The organism is Methanosarcina sp. 1.H.A.2.2 (genome assembly GCF_000979975.1).
GTDB lineage: Archaea > Halobacteriota > Methanosarcinia > Methanosarcinales > Methanosarcinaceae > Methanosarcina.
In genome coordinates this window covers 1-19,884 of sequence record NZ_JJQL01000004.1, presented here as the reverse complement: position 1 = coordinate 19,884, position 19,884 = coordinate 1, and the positions used below count along the sequence as shown (strand labels likewise).

Sequence of the window (19,884 nt, the reverse complement as noted above, 5' to 3'; positions counted from 1 at the left end):
CCCGAGCTTCAAAACTTCCCGAGTTTCTCAATGCTTTCTCTCATGGGTTCCGGAGAGAACAGGCTTTTTTCAAGCTTTTCCGTAAACCCTTCCAGAATGGATGCAGGGATGTCAAAGTCCGGAGGCGGTGGAGTAAGCGTTTCAAGTTCAAGTTCTTCTTGTTCCGGCCTGCCAAATCCGAATGCCGGAAGGAACAGGAGGGCGGACAAAATCAAAATCGAGCTTACATACTCTTTTTCATAAAGCGCCCATAAGACATTGTTTTCACCAGGCTGGTAAAAAATCTGGCTTACAATGGATGCCGGCCAGGATACAATGGGGAGGGTTGAGGCTGCGGGGTGAGACAGCAGCAAGCTGAAGATCAAAAGGAAAATTAGCCCGAATCCTGCTTTTTTAATAAAACCGTATGTTCCCGGAGCAAGCCACCATTCCCACCAGGCATATCTACGATTTCTTGAGCGGATACTTTTAAGGAGCAGGGTTGCAGGCTGTTTTACCTTCCTGGAATTCTCAAGCTTCAGGCATTCTTCGAGCCTTTCCGAAGCTTTTCGGAAGTAACGGATCTTGCAGTAAAAAAGTCCCAGGAAGTACAGGGCATAAGCTTTCAGTTCGTTGTCTTCGGGTTCCTGGCAAATGGCTGCCTTTTCAAGTTTTCCGGCAGCTGCAAGGAGCATGTACCTGAAACGTGCACTATTTTCCTCAAAAGAAGCTTCTGCACACATATACCTGGCGTATGCATCCCAGAGCAGGAGCCTCTGGTCTTCCGTATCCAGGGCAAGAGCTCGCCTGAAGGACTCAAGAGCGTCTTCACATGCCTGTTCTTCAAGCTCTACTCTGCCTTTCAGGCTCCTTGAGAAGGCATTCTCCGGAGCTTCTGCTATTGAAGCTTCAAGCTCTTTTAACGCACCCATGCTGTTCCCGAGCCTGAAGTAAATCTCTGCAAGCCCGTTTCTGGCATGAATGTTCTTCGGGTTTGCTTCAGTTGCTTTCCTGTAAGCCTGAAGGGCTTTTTCAAAACCTCCCTGCTTAGAAAAGGCAAAACCCAGCAGGCAGGAGGGAAGATCAGGGTCCGTCTTCTCTACTGTGGACCTCTCAAGGACCTCGGCAGCCTTCTCAAAATCCTGAAGCCTTATCAGGGCAAAGGCTTTCATTACCGAAGCCGTGGCATCTTTGGGATCGAAGATAAGGGCTGTATCAAACGCTTCCAGGGCTTTTTTCCATTCTCCGCAGTGTGAAAAAACAATACCTTTCCCGGAACAGGAGATTTTCCCGTTTCCGGAAAGCTTTCTGGCACTCTCAAAAGCTTTCAGGGCGTCTTCGTATCTGCCAAGAGCGTCAAGGGCAAAACCTTTCGCGGTCCTGAGCATTTCCAGCATGGGCTTTTTCCTGGCAGGGTCCAGAATCCGGGACATCTCCACTTTTTGTTCTTCACCGGGCTTTCCGGCTTTTTCTGTGCCTATGGTTATGTAAAAAATCTCTTCTGCCTGCTCAAAAGCCTCCAGAGCTTCTTCATATTTTTCAAGGCATATGAGGGCAATTCCTTTGTAGACAAGGGGAGATATGTCCTCTGATCTGTATTTTGCTGCTCTGTCAAAAGCTTTAAGTGCTTCTTTATATTCCCCAAGTTCGGCAAAAGCAAGCCCCCTGTATTTCCAGCCCTCAGCCCCGATTTTATTTTCAGGAAGCTCCTCGGACAGCTCAAGGTATTTTTTAAAAGCTGTCTGAAGCTGGTTTTCAAGAGGCTCTTCGGTATTATTTTGCCTGGTTTTAAGCCTGGAGAGGGCGACTCCGCGGTTGTAGCGGGCAGGCAGGCTGTCATAATCAAGTGTAAGGAGATTTTCATAAGCTTCGAGGGCTTCCCTGTACTTCCCGAGTTTGCAGAGTACATTTCCCTTTCCGTTCCAGGCAAAGGCATTCTCTATATCAAGCCTCAGAGCCTTCTCAAAAGCCTCAAGAGCTCTGGAACAATCTCCAAACTCATAATAGGCCTCCCCAATACCGCTCAGGATGCAGCTATTTTCTGGCCCGAAGGAGAGGGCTTTTTCGTAAGCTTGCATTGCTTCGTAATATTTTTCGAGGGCAAGGAAGCAGCTGCCCATCCCCTCCCAGCCTTCTGAATTCTCCGGGTCTTCTTTAAGGGTTTTACTGAATGAATCAAGTGCCTGTTGATAGTTTCCAAGAGCCAGCAGGGCTTTTCCCCTGTTAATTTTTGCTTCAGTAAGGGAACTGTCCATCTGAAGTACACTTTCAAACGCCTGAAGCGCTTCCCCATACCTTCCCAGGCTTCCGAGCAGCTTGCCTTTTTCTATCCTGTTTTTTACGTTCATGGGCTCAAGAATAAGGCTTTTTTCAAAAGCTTCAAGCGCTTCTTCTTTTTTTCCAATGCCTTCCAGAATTTTCCCCTGAGTTTCCCAGGCTCCTGCAGAAGCGGGTTCAAGTTCCAGAGCCTTTTCACATGCTCTCAAAGCTTCCCTTCTTCTTCCCAGGGAAAGGTATGCTTTTGCCTTGCCTTCCCAGGCCCCTGCATGTAAGGGTTCCAGCGCCAGTGCTTCTTCAAAAGCTTCAAGAGCTTCCACACTCTTTCCCAGAATGTAGAGGGATACTCCCCTGTAGTACCAGGCTCCAGGGTTTTCAGGATTTATTTCAAGGGCTTCTGAAAGGGCTGAAGCTGCTTCGATATGCTTTCCAAGCCGGTTTAAGGCAAGCCCGGTGTAGTAAAGAGCTCCTGCATGTTTTGCGTCTCTTTCAAGCACCCCTTCGAAAGCCTCCAGAGCCTGCTCCGGAAGGTTCAGGTACCCGAGTGTAAGCCCCTTAAAGTAGCGGGCAGAAACATTGTCCGGATCAAAAGAAAGAGCCCTTTCAAAAGCCCCCAGAGCTTCCTCCGGTCGATCCAGGTACCGCAGTATATTTCCCCTGTATTGCCAGGCGACTGTGTCCTGAGGGTTTATCTCAAGCAGGGCATCGAAAGCTTCAAGAGCCTTTTCAAAATTTTTCTCTGACCCGATCGGATTTTTCAGGTTCAAAAGAGCAAGTGCTTTACTGTACCAGGCTCTGGCATAAAGAGAGTGCATGGTGCCTCGGGAATTGTCTTCTAAAAATATTTGTGTGGAATTATATATGCGCCCGGCTATATATACGACTACAGAAAATAGTTACTGATTTGCTAAATTTGAGATCTCGATTGAGCTTCAGGTTTCATTAATGGGGATTTATTGCAAAAAATGGCTTATTCCTAAAAGAGTTTGTCCAAAAAAAGAGCTTTATGTGAAGATAATGGTTGATGGTTCTCTGTTATCAATCGGTATGTCTAATAAAAGGAGGTAGTAAAATTGTCGAGGAAGAGGGATTTTACAGCTACATTAATTTTTTTTTTGATGCTTTTATTTATTTTGATTCGTTTTTTAAGCTCATTTCAGAATTAGGTTTCTCATTAAGGGATTTATAAAAAAGTATTCTAATTTTTTAGATATCATCATTTATTTTAGGTTTTATTAATATCTATAAATATATATGATCTAAAATAAGCTGCCATTAAATTTTATTTTAAACATCTTATATTAAATACCATTTTATGCATTATAAAGTAAATCTCCGGAAAATAAAAAAACAGCTTTTTTTAGATGCTAAACCAATAGTCATTCACTCTTTCTTTTCCGGCGGAAGCTTGAAGATCAGCCTGACGTTCTTTAAGGTCAGGTTCTTTATGATAAGGGGTTTTGGCCCTAAACCTTTTATTTTCAGATTTTTTATGTTCGAGTCTTTTATTGTGATAATTTTCGTTCTCGTGTTTTTCTCTGACATGTTATCCCTTTACTTTTCTGATGTCCTTTAAATTCAGGTTCTTTATAATAAGATGTTTTGGTCTCAGACCCTTTATTTTCAGGCTTTTTACGTGAATGTTCTTTACTCTGATTATTTTTGTTTTCGTACTTTCCTCAGGCATATTTTATTCCTCTCCTTGCTAAACAGTGTCTTTCAGCTTTCGGACTATATTTTGGATGAAGTATAATATTCTGAAAATAACTTGTTTTTTATCCATTGTTTTAAGTTTGAGACATCTTTCCGTAGGTGTCCTCAAAAAATGATATAACTTAAAGATATTACTTCCAAATAGAAATTGGCATACAAAATAGATAAATTATTGCATAAAAATATTCCTAAAATATAACTTAGCGATATTTAATTAGGTAAATAATTGGGGTCTAAAAAAATATAAATATTGAAAGGAGACCTGCGACAACTTAAGTGGAAAAAGTGAACCGAATTTGGCATAATCTGCAAAGAAAAGACTTGAGATATTTCTCAGAAAAGACTTGAGATATTTTAAAGAAAAGACTTAAGATATTTTCCTCCGGAAGAGGGCGTAAGTGAAAGGAGCCGCAGGAAAAACTCCTGCGGCTCGGGTTGAAAAATGAGTTATGATTTCCCAAGCGGGTTATTTCTTGAATTCGGTGTAGCCGCACTTTCCGCAGGCGAGGCGGTTTTTGTGTTCGGCAAGGAATACACCTGGTCCGCATCTGGGACAGAACTGTTTGAGTCTGGTTACGGAGTCGCCCTGGACTTTGTAGTAATCTTTTACTGCCATGTTTATACACCTCAGTAAGGCTTACGCCTCTTCTTCCTCAGTTTCTGCTCCGGGGGCAGGGTTTCTCTTCAGGACGTATTCCAGTTCTACTGCTTTCATGCGGCTTGCATCTTCGTAGAGCTTGGCATAACCCTTGCTTTCCTGCATTCCGTACTCTGTGTTGATCCTCTGGATGATCAGAAGTTCAAGGGGAGCATTCAACATTGCAGCAAGCTTGTTCCGTACATCACTTCTGGAAGGAGTAGAACCTTCATATTTCACAATGAAATCCAGTTCCCTTCTGTTTAAAAGTGCATTATTTTTATCTTTAAGGATCTTTATGTCCATCTAAAATTCTCCGTATCTTATCCAATTCATTATTCTGATTTTTGCTGATGAGCTTTTCAAAAAGAGCCCTTATTTCTTCCTTCTTTTCCTCAGTGACCTCTACAAAGACCACACCCTCATCGGGTTGCCCGTAAAGGACCACAGACCCCAGCGGAGCCATAAGGATTACCGGAAGGGTTGCCAGATCCTCTTCTCCTTTTACAAAAATGCGGAGAAGCTTTTCTGAGGCAAACGCTTCGCAAAGGGTTTTTATCAGCTCATCGGTGATAATCCCTGCGGGATTGTCAACCGAAACTTCTTCATAGACCTTATCCCTGTTCCGGGCCGACACATCTCTGGATACCGGTTTCCTTTTGGTACGGTCATCCACAATACAGATGTCCGGAATAATCCCGGCTTCGAGCAGGTGGAATGTAGTAACATCCCCTACGGATATAAGTTTTGTGGGGCTTGCAAGCTCCCCTACAAACTTTTCTATGGTATCCCTGCCCTTTCCCCTATATAATGTACCAAGGGGTCTTTTCATAAGTGGGCGAAGTTCTCTCGGAAGTTCGATATGAACACTCAACTCAGCGCACCTTCAAGGCAAATCTATCCGGGATGTCAACCCCGAGTTTTTTTGCGATTTCCGAGCGTTCTGTGTCAAGAATTATCACAAGTCCACTCCATTCTTCTGCAAGGTCTGAAGTTCCGCAAACAGGACAGGTTTGCCCTTCCAGGACCCTCAGGCAGTGTCGACAGACTTTTTCTGGCATTGCAATCCTCTCTTTTGCCTTCTTTATTCAGGCAGTCTTTCACCTGTGACTTCCTGAGGCTGCTTCTTCCTGCGGGCTTCTTCGAGCCACTGCAGTTTTCCAAGGGCAGTCTGGCGCATGGTAAGCCCGATCTTGCTTTCTTTTGGTTCCCTTTCATTGATGCTTACTGCAACAATTCTGGCTCTTACATGATCCCCTTCAGCAATTGACTTGCCTCCGGTTTTAGTGACAAGCCTTGCGTTTTTGGCATCATAGGAAATAAAGTCGTCAGTAATCTGGCTTACGTGGAGCAGCCCGTCCATTGGACCCATTCCTATGAAAACTCCAAAGCCGACGGCTTCCACGACCTCACCTTCGATAATCTCCTGGAGCTCTGGAATAAACATTACTGCTTCGAATGTCACATCATAGTATACGGCCCCGTCTCCGACAAGGATATGCCCTTCTCCTACCTCGTCGATATTGTAAACCGTGACAAGGGAGCCAAGCTTTTTGTCAACCTGCCCTTCAAGTTTTTCCCTTAACGCGTTTTTAATGGTAGGCATCACTTCTTCCCCAAGAAGGGTGGGAGGGATACGAACAGTATCAACGAGTTTCATTAATTTATACATCTGCTAATCACCCGTAAACCTAATCAATGGAACTGCTGCCCGGAAATATGTCCGGTGGGGTTTTCAGACAACGTCAAGTCTGTTTTTCTGGCGCAGAGACACGGCCTGAACCCTGTGTTCTGCAAGCCTGCGCTTCAACCCTATATCATTTGTCAGAACAGCCGCTTTCATCTCTCCCGCGAGCCTGAGAATAACGTCATCCGCAGGCCCCGTACCGGCTATTCGCTCGCACCTGGTCATCATGGACCTGGCAACCTTTGCGGCTGTTCTGTCTGAACCTTTTTCCCGCTTTATTAGTTTTTCGATTTCAAATACAACAGCTTCAGGCACATAGAACTCATTAAAACCCAGCCTTTTCAGTTCTTCGAAAATATCCACTCCGAACTGGACAGGGATCATGAACCCGTTAGTATCGATTATGATTTTCAACTCTTTATTACCCCTACTCCAATGAGCCTCCAGCGGGAATCGATTCTCCTGCTGATAGCAACCATCGCCCCGACTGCTGCACTTATTGGGCGTTTGAGTGACACCTGTGCTTCATTTTTCCGGGCACTTGTGACCACACCTACAGTCGTTGCGGTTCCTATATTTAACATAAGGGGTTCACTGGTCTTGATTTCATTGATCTTTTCTTCCTTGGTGACTCCCACAACCCTCTCAAGCAGGTGCAGTTCCATGACAAACTGATGCCTGGTCTCAGGAAGAGTGCCTGGTATGCCTGCGATCTGTCCGGTTAAAGAGTCGCCTTTTGTCAGGGTAGGGTCAAGGTAGGTTCCAACAGCCAGAAGACCTCCGGGAGTTGCTTCCTCGACCTTTGTTGCGCCTGCAAAAATGGATGAGACCGTGGTCAGGATAGGAACCCATTTAGTGCTGCCTTCGGTTGTGATTTTTATTCCGGGCCTTATCTCAAGTTCGTCGCCGGGATGAAGTAAGCCTTCTGTAAGGGTGCCTCCGATAACTCCTCCGCGGATTTCATCAATTGAGGCTCCGGGCCTGTTAATGTCAAAAGAACGGGCAATCAGCATGCTGGCAGGCTTGCCTGCTTTATGTACAGGAGTCGGGATCTGGGTTTCCAGGGCATCGATCAGGATATCGATGTTGATGTTTTGCTGGGCTGAGATCGGGATTACAGGTGCATTTTCTGCGACCGTGCCTTTGACAAATTCCTTTATCTGGTGGTAGTGCTCGACAAGGCGTTCCCTGGATACAAGGTCAATCTTGTTCTGCACGATAACAATGTTTTCAATCCCTATTATGTCCAGAGCCATAAGGTGTTCTTTCGTCTGGGGCTGCGGGCATTCTTCGTTTGCGGCAATTACGAGCACTGCTCCGTCCATGATTGCAGCTCCTGAAAGCATGGTTGCCATCAGGGTTTCGTGCCCAGGGGCGTCTACAAAGGACACTGTCCGGTATTCTTCTGTTTTTTCTCCGCAGTTGGGGCAGGTCTTTTCCACAGTATAACACTGAGGGGCAGGGCATTTCGGGCATTTCATGAATGGGGAGTCCGCATACCCCAATCTTATCGAAATCCCTCTTTTTACTTCTTCACTATGCGTATCCGTCCACACGCCGGATAAAGCTTTAACAAGTGTGGTTTTTCCATGGTCGACATGGCCTACCATGCCGATATTAACACAGGGCTGACTCAAGTTGTAGTTTCCTCCAGTAGAGTGAAGATAATCTGATATAAGGCAGGTATTCTGATATAAGGCAAGTATTTATCCGAAATCTGCACCTTCAGGGAGTTTAACTGCTTTTTTCCCTCAGGCCTGCAGACTTCAACTCTAAAACTAATCTAATCCCTAATTTTCACTATGTGATCCTTGGTTTTATTGTAATCTGTAACTTGAAGCGGGATTTTACTGGGACGGGCTTTACATGAGCCCGAACCCCTTCCCCCGGGCAAATTCTGAATTTCCAAGCTGGAAACCCGGGCAAGTTCTGTCATTAAATTTTTAGTTAAGGCTTGAATCTAACAGATTCAGATGATACTTTTAAAGTTTACGGTATCCTGCACAACTCATATCTACTAATGCCGGAAAGCCTTAATAAATTTATGTGACGATCATATCAAGTTTCTCGAGCTCCAGAGCGCGCCTTATCTCAAAGGCAAGTCTTCTGCCCGTACTCATCGGTCTTCTCCAGAGTGAGTTGCCGTAGGAATGCCCGACTGACATATGCACATTCGTCCCGCCGCCCACTCTCGGGGCCACATCATAAATATAGAAATTCAGGTCCTTGTCCACGCAAGTCTGGAGGCAGAAAGGCCCTATAACTCCAGGTGCGTAGTGCTCCTGAGTGGCTTTTACATACTTTTCTCCCATTTCGAATACTTTTTCAAGGAGGGACTCGCGAAGAGTTGACGAGTTGTGTCCGCAGACCGTATATTCCGGGGTGAGCTGGTGCTTGGCAAGAGCCATCTGCTGAGGGGCAGGGAGCCTTACATGTCCGTCCAGACTGGTCTCAAAGCGCCAGTCAACGCCAAGGAGCTCCAGCTTGCTCATTTTCGGCTCTATTGGGGAATAGAACATATCAAGGTTGAACACAGGCCCTATAATATAACGCTCGATCCTGGCAGTCTCAAGAGCTTCACGCGTAATCACTCCCTGTTTTATAAGGGCTTCGGATTTTTCCAGGTATTCCCCGTAACTTGAAGCCGTAAAAAATCCCCTTTCGAGTGTCTTTACTGCATGAGGAAGCTTTACCATTACGAGCTCGTCAATGTCCTCTGGAGACTCTATTTTTTCCGGGAAAGGAAGCCCTGCTTTTTCGAGGATCCAGTAGTAGCTCTGCTGCTCGCTTCGTTCCTCGCTCCTGAGAAGGTTCCTGCTCCCTACCATAGGCACTCTGAAATTATCTTCGATTTCATCTATGCTGCAGTAGGAAGTAAAAGAGCGGTTAGGGATAAAAAGCACGTTCTCGTCAACCAGTTTCTGCTGATTCTGGGGCAGGAGAATTTCATTATACTTCTTAAATACAACTGCCTCATCGACAATTCCTCTCTTTATTTTCCCATAAGGGTCCCTCTGAGCTCTGAAGTATTCGGTGTAGGTCTTCTCCCTTCCTGCCTGGCAGACTGCAAGGGTCCTGAAATCTTCTTCAACTGCTCCGTCGCAGATGTCGAGTCCTGAGTGAGAGGCAATGGTCCCTACTTTAATCTTATCAGCATGCGCGTAATAGCCTTCAACGATTTCCTTAATTTCTTTCCTGTCAATCATATATAATGTCCCTCAGCTTTTTCGAGGTGTTGATAATTCTGTGAGATGGTGATCAGGTCTGATACTGTGTGATTCTTAACCTGATATGTGATTCTTAACCTGATATTCGAGACGAGATGCCTGAAGTACAGATCCCGGCGGTAGCTTGCCAGGTTTTAGGAAACAAAAGCTCTGATTGGATTTTTCCCCATTAACGGCTTTACCTATTAAAACCCTTTCTAATAGAAGTAATCGTTTATATAATGAAGGGTAAGCTGGAGTGGCTGTTTTGTCCTCTCACAGCAATCTTCACGTTTACCTGATTTTTATAGGAAACTCAGGATCAGAGGTGTAATAAAGGCCTCAACTACTGCTGCCAGAAAAAGAAGAGGCACGATCCAGTGGAAATAAAATCTGATCCCTTCTTTAAATTCTTTTTTGATCTCAGTAGGCCTGCCTATAAGGGCAGAGAAAACCTGGTGCCCGAGCCTGACCCCTATCCCAGCTGATATGAAGACCATGGGTAGTTCCACGATCCCGTGCGGGAGAAGGGCAAGGAAAATAAAAAGCAGGCCTTTTTCCTGGGCTACGAGGTTAGAGATAACTCCTACAATATATCCATTAAAGGCGATAAACATTACCGGAAGGACACCGAAGACAAGCCCGAGTACAAGAAAAAGCAGGCTTACAAAGGCATTGTTGAGAAAGATTCCAAGCATAATGACTATCGGAGGCTTATCCATGAGGGGTGCGAAACGGGAGCTGAAACCTTCCATGAGCGTATCAGCCATATCCGGAAAATTTGCCGATGAAGTATAGCCTGCAAATAGAGCCCCGAAGAACACAAAGGTAATGAATATTACATATGGCCAGATAAAACGCAGGTAGCTGGTAAACTCAGATACCTTTGAGGTACTTCTTCCTCCTGGCCGGAATTTTGTTTCTCCGTGGGCAGCTAAAAAGGCATTTTCCGCTGGAGCATATATTTTTTCCTCCCTCTCCCCTTCAGGAGTTTCTGCTCTTACTTCTCCTTTTCTCTCCCGTAAATAATAGTCTTCCTCTCTTTCCATGTTTATCCCCAATAAAGACTTAATTTATTGAATCCCGGTGTCCACTGCAGGTACCTGTTTACCCTTTATTTCAGATTCCCAGCATCATTCGGATTGTGTTCCGGGTTGCCGGAGAAAGCCCGAGGATCAAAATAACCATTTTAATAAGCATTTTCAGGTTGTTTGACTCCTCATCTTTCTCAAACTGGGTATCAAGTGCATAAAGAACCCCTACGAAGATAATTAGTTTTAATGGATACATAACCAATGCAGTATCAGTAAGTTTAATGAGATAAGAGGGAAGCACGTGTTTTTCAAAGTACCCCAGTTTATCTATCCCTATGTATGTCGAAGAAGCATCCAGCATATGGGCCAGAAGGATAGACAGGTTCAGAGGGTCGGTAAATATCGAGGATTTTAAGCGGCGCGCAACCATGTAAAAGGTAAAGGTCAACCCTATCCCTGCTCCAAGCACAAAGACCGGAACGTAAGCAACTACAATGTTCTCATAATATAGCAGTGTGCCGAGGTTTAATAAAAACCATGCCAGCCCGAAGCCTGCGAAAACGGAATGATACTCTTTCACAAGCCCTGCTTTCTGCAGCCGGATTGAGAGCCAGAGGCAGACTACGGTTATCCCGAAAACCAGGAAATAAATATTCGGGGTTATAAGCAAATAGGAGAAAGGAGGGTGAAAGATGCCTGCGGGGGAATCTTCAAGCACGCGCAGAGAAGAGCCTGCAAGTACGAATGGCAGGATTGAGAGGATGAACCTGGGTGTTATCTTTACTTCCAGTTTTTCAAGGAGCCTGAAAACCCCGAAAATACAAATGCCCAGTACCACTGCCCAGGTAAAAGTGTTTACAAGGTTATACCCGTCATCGGTCCTTATGGGATCCAGATAGTAGGTATTGATAAATTGTGATATATTATCCGTTAAATAACTCATCTTATCACTCATTCAAAATGGCAATAGCCTAATACAATTAATACTTACTGTACATAGCTGAATTTGTGTACTGGCTCATATATATGAAACAAACTTATTTCCGAACTATAAATGTAGTAATCTCATGTAGTAATCTCAACTGGTGAACGGTGTTCGGTTTAATTACAGATATTTCTTTGCCTTCTCGAAGCTTTGTTTCCGGAAAAGCAAACATTTTATACGGGCGTATTATTCTACATATATTATATTACTATATTTATATAATTAACCTATGTAATTGTATCTGTTAAAAGGTAATAGTTAACAGACTTATCAATAGAGAGAAGAGAGAGAATTGATTTAAGTAAATTCCCCTGGCGAAATATCCATGTTTTATCATAGTCAGGTACCTAAATTCCTGACATAAGCCCGGACGAAAAGTTAAATAAGGTAAAAAGGGTGCGGAATGGACTGATCAGAAGCATTGCGTTCTTAATATCATCTGAGAATTAAGGTAATGAATTAAGTTAATGAATTAAGTTAATTAATTAAGTTAATTAATTAAGTTCTCCTATTAAACCAGGTATATAAACCAGGTATATTATATTCGATAAGTTGTTTATATTTGATAAGTTGTCGATGTTTTCTGCAGTTATTATCATCTGTCAATATCAGATACCTGTATAGTTATCTGCTGGTGTTAAATACCCGGATGATTAGAGATATCTGCAGTGATAGTTGAGATGTTAATCTTCAATAAGTAATCTTCAAGTAGTCTTCAATAAGTAATCTTCAATAAGTAATCTTCAATACCGGCTGGCTTACACCTGCCGTTTTTACGAAATAAAGTATACACTATAATCTTTATCACAACTAAAAAATCATGCGGGTATGAAATTGACCATCAATAAAAACAGCGCAAAATGGATGCAGCTTCCAAGGGACGTGCTGATTGGGCATGGTGTACTTGAGGAAATTGGAGATGTCTGCAGGGACCTGAAACTGAAAGGAAATGCGCTGATAGTGACCGGGAACACTACCCTGGACGTTGCGGGTAAAAGAGTGAGCAACCTCCTGGAAAACGCAGGGTGCAGCGCAGAAACGGTTCTTACCTGTAGGGCAACCATGGAGGAAGTCGAGATAATAATGCAAAAAGCCCTCGAGACAGAGGCGACTTTTCTTCTTGGAGTAGGAAGCGGCAGGTCTATTGACCTTGCAAAACTTGCTTCCACACGGCTTGAACTTCCTTTTATCAGTGTGCCGACGGCAGCTTCTCATGACGGCATTGCGTCTTCCAGAGCCTCGATAATTGACAATGGAAAAAGCTCTTCTGTACAGGCTCAGGCTCCTATGGCCGTAGTTGCGGACACAGAAATTATCTCGGCGGCTCCTTTCCGATTTCTTGCAGCTGGCTGTGGAGACATCATTTCCAATTATACGGCAGTGATGGACTGGGAGCTTGCAAGCAGACTCCGAAACGAGTACTTCGGGGAATACGCTGCAGCTCTCTCTCGCATGGCTGCACGGGTGGTAATAGAATCTGCCGATTCGATTAAACCAGAGCATGAGAAGTCTGCCAGGCTTGTGGTAAAAGCTCTTGTCTCGAATGGAGTTGCAATGAGCATTGCAGGTTCTTCAAGGCCGGCTTCGGGATCGGAACATATGTTTAGCCACGCCCTTGACAGGATTGCCCCAAGGCCTGCATTACACGGAGAACAGTGCGGGGTTGGTACAATCCTGATGATGTACCTGCACGGAGGAAACTGGCAGGAGATCAGGGATGCCTTAAAAAAGATCGGGGCTCCTACGACTGCAGAAGAACTGGGCATAGAAGATAAATATATAGTCGAAGCCCTGTTACATGCACACAGTATCCGCCCGGACCGCTACACAATTCTCGGAAACGGTCTTACTCCTTCGGCAGCCGAGAAAGTTGCAAAAATCACAAAGGTCATAAGTTGAAAAGTTGTTTTAACTCAGGCCAAAGCAGAATCTCAGCAACTGTTTGAAATATCATAAAAATAAACAATGATATATCAGAACCTTTTAAGCTGGGGTTCAGATTTTATAATAATTAACGGCTCACTCGAGTCTTAATTAATTTAATTTATTTATGATCTGGCTTAAATTCTTTACTTCAGGTCTAATCTCAATTTTCAATTCAAAATATTTCGGGATAAGCTCCAGGAATCCCGATAATTCAATAAATGCCAGAATAAATTTAAATGGAAGAACTATTATGACAGAAAGCGATACCAAAATAACACTCATCGGATCACGGCTGGCAAGGGAAGGGCTGGAATTCATATTCAAAGGTGAAATGCCAGAATGCAAGAAATGCCGGCTGAAGAACACCTGCCTTAACCTTGAACCCGGACGCAGGTATAGGGTCGAGAGAATAAAAAGTAAAGACATACATGAATGTTTCCTGCATGACAGCGGGGTACTTGCTGTGGACGTCAGCAGGGCTCCTATCCTGACAACTATGGAATCGAGAAAAGCTGTTGAAGGGGCAAAAATTATGTATGAGCCCACCAAATGTGGCAAGAGGGAGTGCGGTGTGTATGAGATCTGTCACCCGGAAGGGCTTTTAAAAGGGGACAAATGCAAAATTGTAGATGTCCTTGAAAGCCTTGACTCAAAATGTGAAGCTGGCAATTCCTTAAAAAAAGTGAAACTTGCCTGGTGAACATAAACAAACACCTTTTAGTAATAGTAAGATCGATTATTAATTAATAAAAAATGTATATAAGCGGTGTTATAAGTGCCTGAACATGATATGAACCAGGTCCCCCCCTATGAATTTTATACCCAAAAGCGCTGGGAAAACTGGCTCGGACGGGCAAGGGAAAGCGGTTTTCAAATAAAAGAGACCGAAGAAGAAGCCGGGAAGGAAAGCGCTGTATTCGTCAATATGGTTGATGATGTGATCCTTGCTTGCCTGAAAGTAACCGTTCGCTTTGAAAAAGATCTGCTCTCTAAAGAGAAAGCTTTAAAGATTCTTGAGGAGATCAGGGATATCGTGCTTTCCGAGGTCGAGCCAATTTCTGAAGATATCGACCTTATGGTCGATTCGGTACAGACCTCTCTTATGGGGGCACTTGTCGCCTTTGAATGCTATTTTATGGGTGACTATGAGGATGAATCAAATCTCGAAGAACTTATAAAAGAAGCTGTCGATGCTGAAGCCTCGGATAACCTTGAACTTGCTCTTGATTACACTGCACAGTGCGGTGCAATCGTGCTCAAAGGACAAAGCCTGCCTGAAGAGGTTATGGCTGAGCTTCCATACGGCATTGTTGCAGAATGGCTTGATGGGATTGACTCAATCTCGGCAGCAATGGTAGGAAGTGACAGTTATAAAGAATTTGATGAGGACGATGGGGAAGACAGTTAACATCTTCCTCTTTAAATTGTATGGAAAAAAGTAAGTTTCACATATTTGCTGAATATTTAAAAATTTAGCCAGGTCTGAAATATATACTTAAGAGGCACATTCAACTTCATAAATGTGTGATAAAATTATTGTATATTTTACTGGTTGGAAAATCCTTCCTTGAATTTGAAGAGGATACTATAATCTCTTCCTCTTCAAATTTTTTTAAGTACTCATATTTTTAAACATTCAGGTTTTTTCGATTACTTTTTCATATACTTCAAGGGTTTTTTCAGCTATCGTTTCCCAGTTGTATCTATTTTTCAGGAGTTCGTACCCCTTCTCTCCCATCCTGTTGCGGCCCAGCCCCTCAAGTACATAGTTGAGGCCCCAGGCAATTGAAGAGGGCTCTTTATGAGCAATGATTCCTGTTCTGAAGTTTTCAACAAGAGCAACTGCATCGCTTGCAACCACAGGCTTTTTCGCATCCCATGCCTCAAGTACAACTATCCCGAAGGGTTCGTTCCGGCTTGGGACACAGACAAGGTCACAGGCGTTGAACCAGTCTATGACAGTGTTATCCGGGGCGTACCCAAGGAAATTGCAGGAGTCCCCTATGCCAAGCCGCTGAGCCTGGTTTTCACATTGAGCCCGCATATCCCCTTCTCCTATGAGTACAAACTGGGCATCCCTCTTCCTCAGGACTTTTGCTGCAGCTTCGACGAGCAGATCAGGTCCTTTCTGGTAGGACATCCTTCCGGTGAAGAGCACTACAGGAAGGCATGGGTGGATTCCGTAGTTTCTCTTTATTTTTCCAGGATCAACTTCCCTTTTTATTTTTCCCACATTTATTCCATTGGGGATCTCCCAGAGCTTATAATCGGGAATTTTGTATAAGTGCCTGACTTCTTCTTTCAAAACAGTAGATGTCGTAATTATGTCGGAAGCTTCATACCCTCCAAGCCATTCCCTGTGCGAAATCTCTTTTGCTTCCCACCAGTCCCCGTGAAGGTTTCCGTTGCGCCCCCATTCCGTACTGTGGAAGGTCAGGACGAAAGGCAGTCCAAACTGGGCTTTAATCCGGCAGAGGACGTTTACAGGATGCCAGTCGTGCCCGTGGAGAATATCAAACTCTCCTGCCTCTTCACGCACGTCCAGAAACCGGCAATACATAGCGTCGCACATCCTGTTCATCTGCTCCACTATTCCCCCAGTCCGGTCACATGCAATTCTGTGGTAGTGGACTCCCCTGATTATTTCATCATTGTTTTCAAGGCCTCGGGTAAAAAGATGAACCTCATGACCCTTAGCTGCAAGAGCCTCAGAGAGTTCGGATACATGGGGAGAAATACCTCCTACACGTATCGAATACAAACTTTCCCAACTAAACATTCCTATTCGAATCTTTTTCATAGACTCACTCATTCCTTTTTGTCAAAGTGAAGGACATCACGGTTACTAAAAGTTCCAGGCTTCCCCCAGCCTGTGCTGTTCAAACCCTTCAGCTTATCGGGTTAATATATATTTTTCCAGATTGATAAACTCAGGTTACTCTTTTCCTGCTGTAATTTCTCTGTACGTATTCCCCTTAAACCCTTCACGTACCTGTTCTGAACAGGAATTATCTAAATATGCCTGGTCTACAGGACAATTTTCGCATTAAGGATGCATCTCTATACTTCCCTAACTTTATTCCTTTTTAATTGTACATAAACATATCTCCGGTTTATTCCACCTGTTTTTCACTGGAAACTTTCACTTCAGTTGTTTGTTTTTCTCTCCCTGATTTATCCTGAGACAACTCATTTAGCCCCCCTCAGGTATGAGGCTGCCTTTTCCGGAGAAACAGTATTGATATAAATTCCGGTATTCAGTTCGAACCCTGCAGTAGTGGAGATCCGGGGCAGCAGCCTGAGGTTCAGGTGGTACTCCGGAGTTTCAAAAAGCTGGTAGAACATATGGTTATAGGGCATGTTTCCGAGTACTTTTGCATAACTCCTGAGGACAGTTCTCAAAATCTCACCGAGGGAAAAAAGGAGCTCCGGACTAAAATCCCCAAGAAAACTTATATGCTCTTTTGGAAGGATCCAGACTTCAAAGGGCCCTATTGAATAGTAAGGGGCAAAAGCCACAAACTTGTTATTTTCATGGATAAGGCGTGATGAGGCTTTTTCTGTTTCAAGGAGAACACAGTAAGGGCACTTTTCTCCTTCTCTAATAACCTCCAGTTCCTTTTCCAGAACCGGAGGGCAAACCGGCAGGGCGATGAGCTGGCTGTGTGGGTGGTCCTGGGAAGCGCCTGCGGCTTTTCCAGAGTTTTTGAACAGGGAGACATAAAGGATTTTTTCATGGGCTGCGTAATGACAAACCCTGTCCTTATAGACCCTCATAAGCCCGGATATTTCAGTGTCGGAGAAGTCCTTCAGGTTTTTCCCGTGCACAGGGGACTCTACTATCACCTCATGGAAACCGGACCCCGGGAAAACTTCAAGATCTTTTCCGTGAAATCGGGGGGACGGTGGCGCAGGAGAAGGCGCAGGAGAAGGTGCAGGAGAAGGTACAGGAGAAAGTGCAGGATAGAGGTTTGGAAAACAGCGAAAATCCCAGTCGCGTACTCTATTTTCCCCTGTATCGGCAAAGACCTCCCCATTCTTATATACCGCAGTTGCAGGAGGCGTTTTTTCTTCATTTCCCCCACAGAACACGCAGCTTTCAGGAGCGCTTTTTTCGGAACCTCCGGCTGCCCCTGTAAAATCCGAAGGTCTTTTAGCCCTCTCTTCAGCAATTATGCAGTATTCGGGGAGAAAATAATGCTTTCTGATTTCTGACATTTTCGGAAAACCTCAACTCGTTCCGGATTTCATTTTTTCTCTTTCCCGGAGACTTCATTTTCCTGCATACAGAAGCGTGCCCCGCTTATCAGTTCATAATACTGTTCTGTAGGGTTTTCCCAGTCCATATCCTTTGCAAGGAGAAAAGCTTCCCTGCAGAGAAGTTTGTATTTCACCCGGTCATCTACGAAATTTCTGGTAAAGTAACTGACTGCCAGGGCGTAGTCAAGGACTGTCTCATAGTAAGAAAGGTCTATGTTGTCTACCACTATTACTCCACCAAGACCTTCTACCAGGGACTCAATAGTTTTTATGGCATCACTGAAACCGCAGACCCGGCTTACCACGCTTGGGGTCCCCTCTCTTCCGGCTTCAAGCCCCGTGAGCAGGAACGGGTCGTAGCGGGAGGGAAAAACTCCGGCACAGCAGCCTGCCATAAAGTCCCTCACTCCCATTCCCAGCCCTCCGTCCTCTGTTGAGATAATCTGGGGGTAGAGAACCGCTGCAACTGAACGCTTTCCCCTTACCATCTTCGGGAAATCCAGCCCCCTCTCCTCTATCATCTGCTGAAGCCTCAGCTCGTTTCCTACAAGCACATCTTTTGGCAGGTTTACCGGAAACCCTTCCGGGAGGTTATTTTTTGGGCCTTCTGCAGCTACAAGGAAGCAGATTACCTTTATTCCCTCTTCCATATGCCCTTCCAGGATGCTGTTCCTTATTACATGCTCGAGAGCCACAAGGGAATCTAGAAGGTCAGGGTATCCTTTGTTTTCGACCTCTATGCGGGAGATTGTGAAAATGGGAATGATCTTTTCGGGTTCGATCTTTTCCCCTCCGTGATATCTGTACAGGTTTTCGGAAAGGAAATTCTGGATCTGTCCGAGGCAGCGTTCTTTCCGGTTCCAGTCTATTTTTTCGGACGCTATGGTTATCCCGTTTCTGATGACAATCCCGTTAATCCCGTAAAAAAGTCTGGCTTCCTGACGCGTAGATTCCCCTACTGCCGTAACCGTGTCTGCGTACAGGGCAAGGGCTTCGAGGGAGGAAAGGTTTTCAGGCACACCGGGAGGCCATGTACTGTCATTATTTCTTCTTTTTTGAATGGAGTTATATCCGGCAGCCCTGCCAGGAAGGGTAGCATGCAGGGTTGCGACAGTATTTATCGGGACTCCCAGTTTCTTAAGTCTCGCAGGCGCATAAAATACCCCGAACTCATGGCAGTGCAGGGAAACTCCGGGACAGGGAATTAAATTTTTACCCGAGTCTGCCTCTTCTGCCCAGGTGTCGGCAGTTTTGGGAGCCGAACTTACAAGGAGCCGGATAAGCTCGGAAATCGAATGTGAAAGAGAAAGGTAATGGGTATATTCCGCGCCATTTGGCATGCTTTCATATCTCAGGGAGTCAAGCCCCAGGAGTTCATAGGCTTCGGTTTTTACCCTGCTTTCGAGAGTCATCTCTTTTCCCATATATGCTGAGCGGATTTTTCCAAAATCAGAGGTCTGAAATTGCAGGTAACCTATCCGGGTTTTCCCTACCATTTCTTCTCCTGTGAAAACTTTAATGCCTTCGTTTTCAAGGGCTTTCAGATTTTTCTCTAGCTCTCCGTCAGAGCTGAGAGGATCAAGCCCGTTCATATCCGTAATCCTGCTCAAGCCCCGGTTCCAGTCCGCGCCCCTGTGCCCGAAATATGGCCCTGCAACAAGGATTTCCGTGTCTTCTTTTGCCTTGAGTTTTCCGGAGTCAAAGAGAGCCGCAAGGCTATGTGCCTCTTCATTAATGACGTTCCAGATACCGCCCATTTTGTTTGATGCAGGACCTGCCTCTTCTCCGGCAATTATAATGAAATGGTTTCCCAATTCCTGAATTCCCCCTCAGGTCTTTTGCAGTTAAGATTTCGTGTCCTTTTTTTGCCTTTGAATATTAATACTTATAAATTGATAAAGGAAACTGGTTCGGATGGTAAGACGGAGAACATAAGGTGATAAGTGTAAGACCGAAAACTGTAAACTCAATATAAGTTCCAGAGCCGATCTAAAACTCTTTTCTAAGGATTTCGACCGGCTATTGGTTTTTGCTCAAAAGAAAGGCCGAACGAAAGAAATACTGAATAAAAGAGAGAACGAAATAATAACTAAAAGAGAGAACGAAAGAAATACTGAATAAAAGAGAGACTGAAATAATAAATAAATAAATAAATAAATAAATAAATAAATAAATAAATA

18 protein-coding genes are annotated in these 19,884 nt (G+C 44.4%); 3 read left to right on the top strand and 15 right to left on the bottom strand.

Annotated elements, in window-relative coordinates; genetic code table 11:
• Positions 1–8 precede the first annotated feature (8 nt).
• The 12 genes from EO93_RS00510 to EO93_RS00460 form a co-directional block, all read right to left on the bottom strand.
• A complete protein-coding gene (locus tag EO93_RS00510; RefSeq protein ID WP_048160547.1) occupies positions 9–3,071 on the bottom strand; it encodes a tetratricopeptide repeat protein in 3,063 nt (1,020 codons plus the stop codon).
• Between the two features lie 568 nt (positions 3,072–3,639).
• A complete protein-coding gene (locus EO93_RS17115) occupies positions 3,640–3,801 on the bottom strand; it encodes a hypothetical protein (protein WP_156161095.1) in 162 nt (53 codons plus the stop codon).
• A 634-nt stretch (positions 3,802–4,435) separates the two neighbouring features.
• A complete protein-coding gene (locus tag EO93_RS16650) occupies positions 4,436–4,585 on the bottom strand; it encodes a 30S ribosomal protein S27ae (RefSeq protein ID WP_048137678.1) in 150 nt (49 codons plus the stop codon).
• A gap of 21 nt (positions 4,586–4,606) precedes the next feature.
• Positions 4,607–4,912: a 30S ribosomal protein S24e gene (locus EO93_RS00500; RefSeq protein ID WP_048132201.1), complete on the bottom strand. Its 306-nt coding sequence runs from the start codon at positions 4,910–4,912 to the stop codon at positions 4,607–4,609.
• On the bottom strand, positions 4,893–5,480 hold the full coding sequence (locus EO93_RS00495) for a GTP-dependent dephospho-CoA kinase family protein (RefSeq protein WP_048132199.1): 588 nt from the start codon (positions 5,478–5,480) through the stop codon (positions 4,893–4,895). Before EO93_RS00495 ends, EO93_RS00500 begins: the two co-directional genes overlap by 20 nt.
• Before the next feature lies 1 nt (position 5,481).
• Positions 5,482–5,667 carry a transcription elongation factor subunit Spt4 gene (spt4, locus tag EO93_RS00490; RefSeq protein ID WP_048132197.1) on the bottom strand — a complete coding sequence of 62 codons (186 nt, stop codon included), beginning with the start codon at positions 5,665–5,667 and terminating at the stop codon, positions 5,482–5,484.
• Positions 5,668–5,690: 23 nt separating this feature from the next.
• Positions 5,691–6,278: a DNA-directed RNA polymerase gene (locus tag EO93_RS00485; protein WP_048132194.1), complete on the bottom strand. Its 588-nt coding sequence runs from the start codon at positions 6,276–6,278 to the stop codon at positions 5,691–5,693.
• A 63-nt stretch (positions 6,279–6,341) separates the two neighbouring features.
• The gene (locus EO93_RS00480; protein WP_048132192.1) at positions 6,342–6,707 is read right to left on the bottom strand and encodes a PIN domain-containing protein; all 366 of its coding nucleotides are present in this window, start codon (positions 6,705–6,707) and stop codon (positions 6,342–6,344) included.
• On the bottom strand, positions 6,704–7,930 hold the full coding sequence (locus EO93_RS00475) for a translation initiation factor IF-2 subunit gamma (protein WP_048132190.1): 1,227 nt from the start codon (positions 7,928–7,930) through the stop codon (positions 6,704–6,706). Before EO93_RS00475 ends, EO93_RS00480 begins: the two co-directional genes overlap by 4 nt.
• A gap of 405 nt (positions 7,931–8,335) precedes the next feature.
• Positions 8,336–9,499, bottom strand: coding sequence for a formate--phosphoribosylaminoimidazolecarboxamide ligase family protein (locus tag EO93_RS00470; RefSeq protein WP_048160541.1), 1,164 nt, complete (start codon positions 9,497–9,499; stop codon positions 8,336–8,338).
• Positions 9,500–9,804: 305 nt separating this feature from the next.
• Positions 9,805–10,548 (bottom strand): stage II sporulation protein M, encoded by a 744-nt coding sequence (locus EO93_RS00465; protein ID WP_048132187.1) that lies wholly within the window; start codon positions 10,546–10,548, stop codon positions 9,805–9,807.
• A gap of 70 nt (positions 10,549–10,618) precedes the next feature.
• Positions 10,619–11,488, bottom strand: a complete 870-nt coding sequence (locus EO93_RS00460; protein ID WP_394297227.1) for a DUF63 family protein — start codon at positions 11,486–11,488, stop codon at positions 10,619–10,621.
• An 858-nt stretch (positions 11,489–12,346) separates the two neighbouring features.
• Here EO93_RS00460 and EO93_RS00455 point away from each other — a divergent pair.
• From EO93_RS00455 to EO93_RS00445, 3 genes are all read left to right on the top strand, one after another.
• A complete protein-coding gene (locus EO93_RS00455; RefSeq protein WP_048160536.1) occupies positions 12,347–13,417 on the top strand; it encodes an NAD(P)-dependent glycerol-1-phosphate dehydrogenase in 1,071 nt (356 codons plus the stop codon).
• A 277-nt stretch (positions 13,418–13,694) separates the two neighbouring features.
• Complete coding sequence (locus tag EO93_RS00450; protein ID WP_048160601.1) at positions 13,695–14,144, top strand: UPF0179 family protein; 450 nt, start codon at positions 13,695–13,697, stop codon at positions 14,142–14,144.
• 75 nt (positions 14,145–14,219) lie between these two features.
• Positions 14,220–14,852 carry a DUF2150 family protein gene (locus tag EO93_RS00445; protein ID WP_048132181.1) on the top strand — a complete coding sequence of 211 codons (633 nt, stop codon included), beginning with the start codon at positions 14,220–14,222 and terminating at the stop codon, positions 14,850–14,852.
• 228 nt (positions 14,853–15,080) lie between these two features.
• On the opposite strand, the gene EO93_RS00440 is transcribed toward EO93_RS00445, so the two are convergent.
• The 3 genes from EO93_RS00440 to EO93_RS00430 all read right to left on the bottom strand — a co-directional run bounded on the left by EO93_RS00440 (position 15,081) and on the right by EO93_RS00430 (position 19,518).
• Positions 15,081–16,244: a glycosyltransferase family 4 protein gene (locus EO93_RS00440; protein WP_048160535.1), complete on the bottom strand. Its 1,164-nt coding sequence runs from the start codon at positions 16,242–16,244 to the stop codon at positions 15,081–15,083.
• Positions 16,245–16,633: 389 nt separating this feature from the next.
• Positions 16,634–17,662, bottom strand: coding sequence for a DUF4921 family protein (locus EO93_RS00435; protein WP_048160533.1), 1,029 nt, complete (start codon positions 17,660–17,662; stop codon positions 16,634–16,636).
• A gap of 29 nt (positions 17,663–17,691) precedes the next feature.
• Entirely contained in the window at positions 17,692–19,518 is a 1,827-nt protein-coding gene (locus EO93_RS00430; RefSeq protein ID WP_082107510.1) for a glycosyltransferase family 4 protein, read from the bottom strand.
• Positions 19,519–19,884 lie beyond the last annotated feature (366 nt).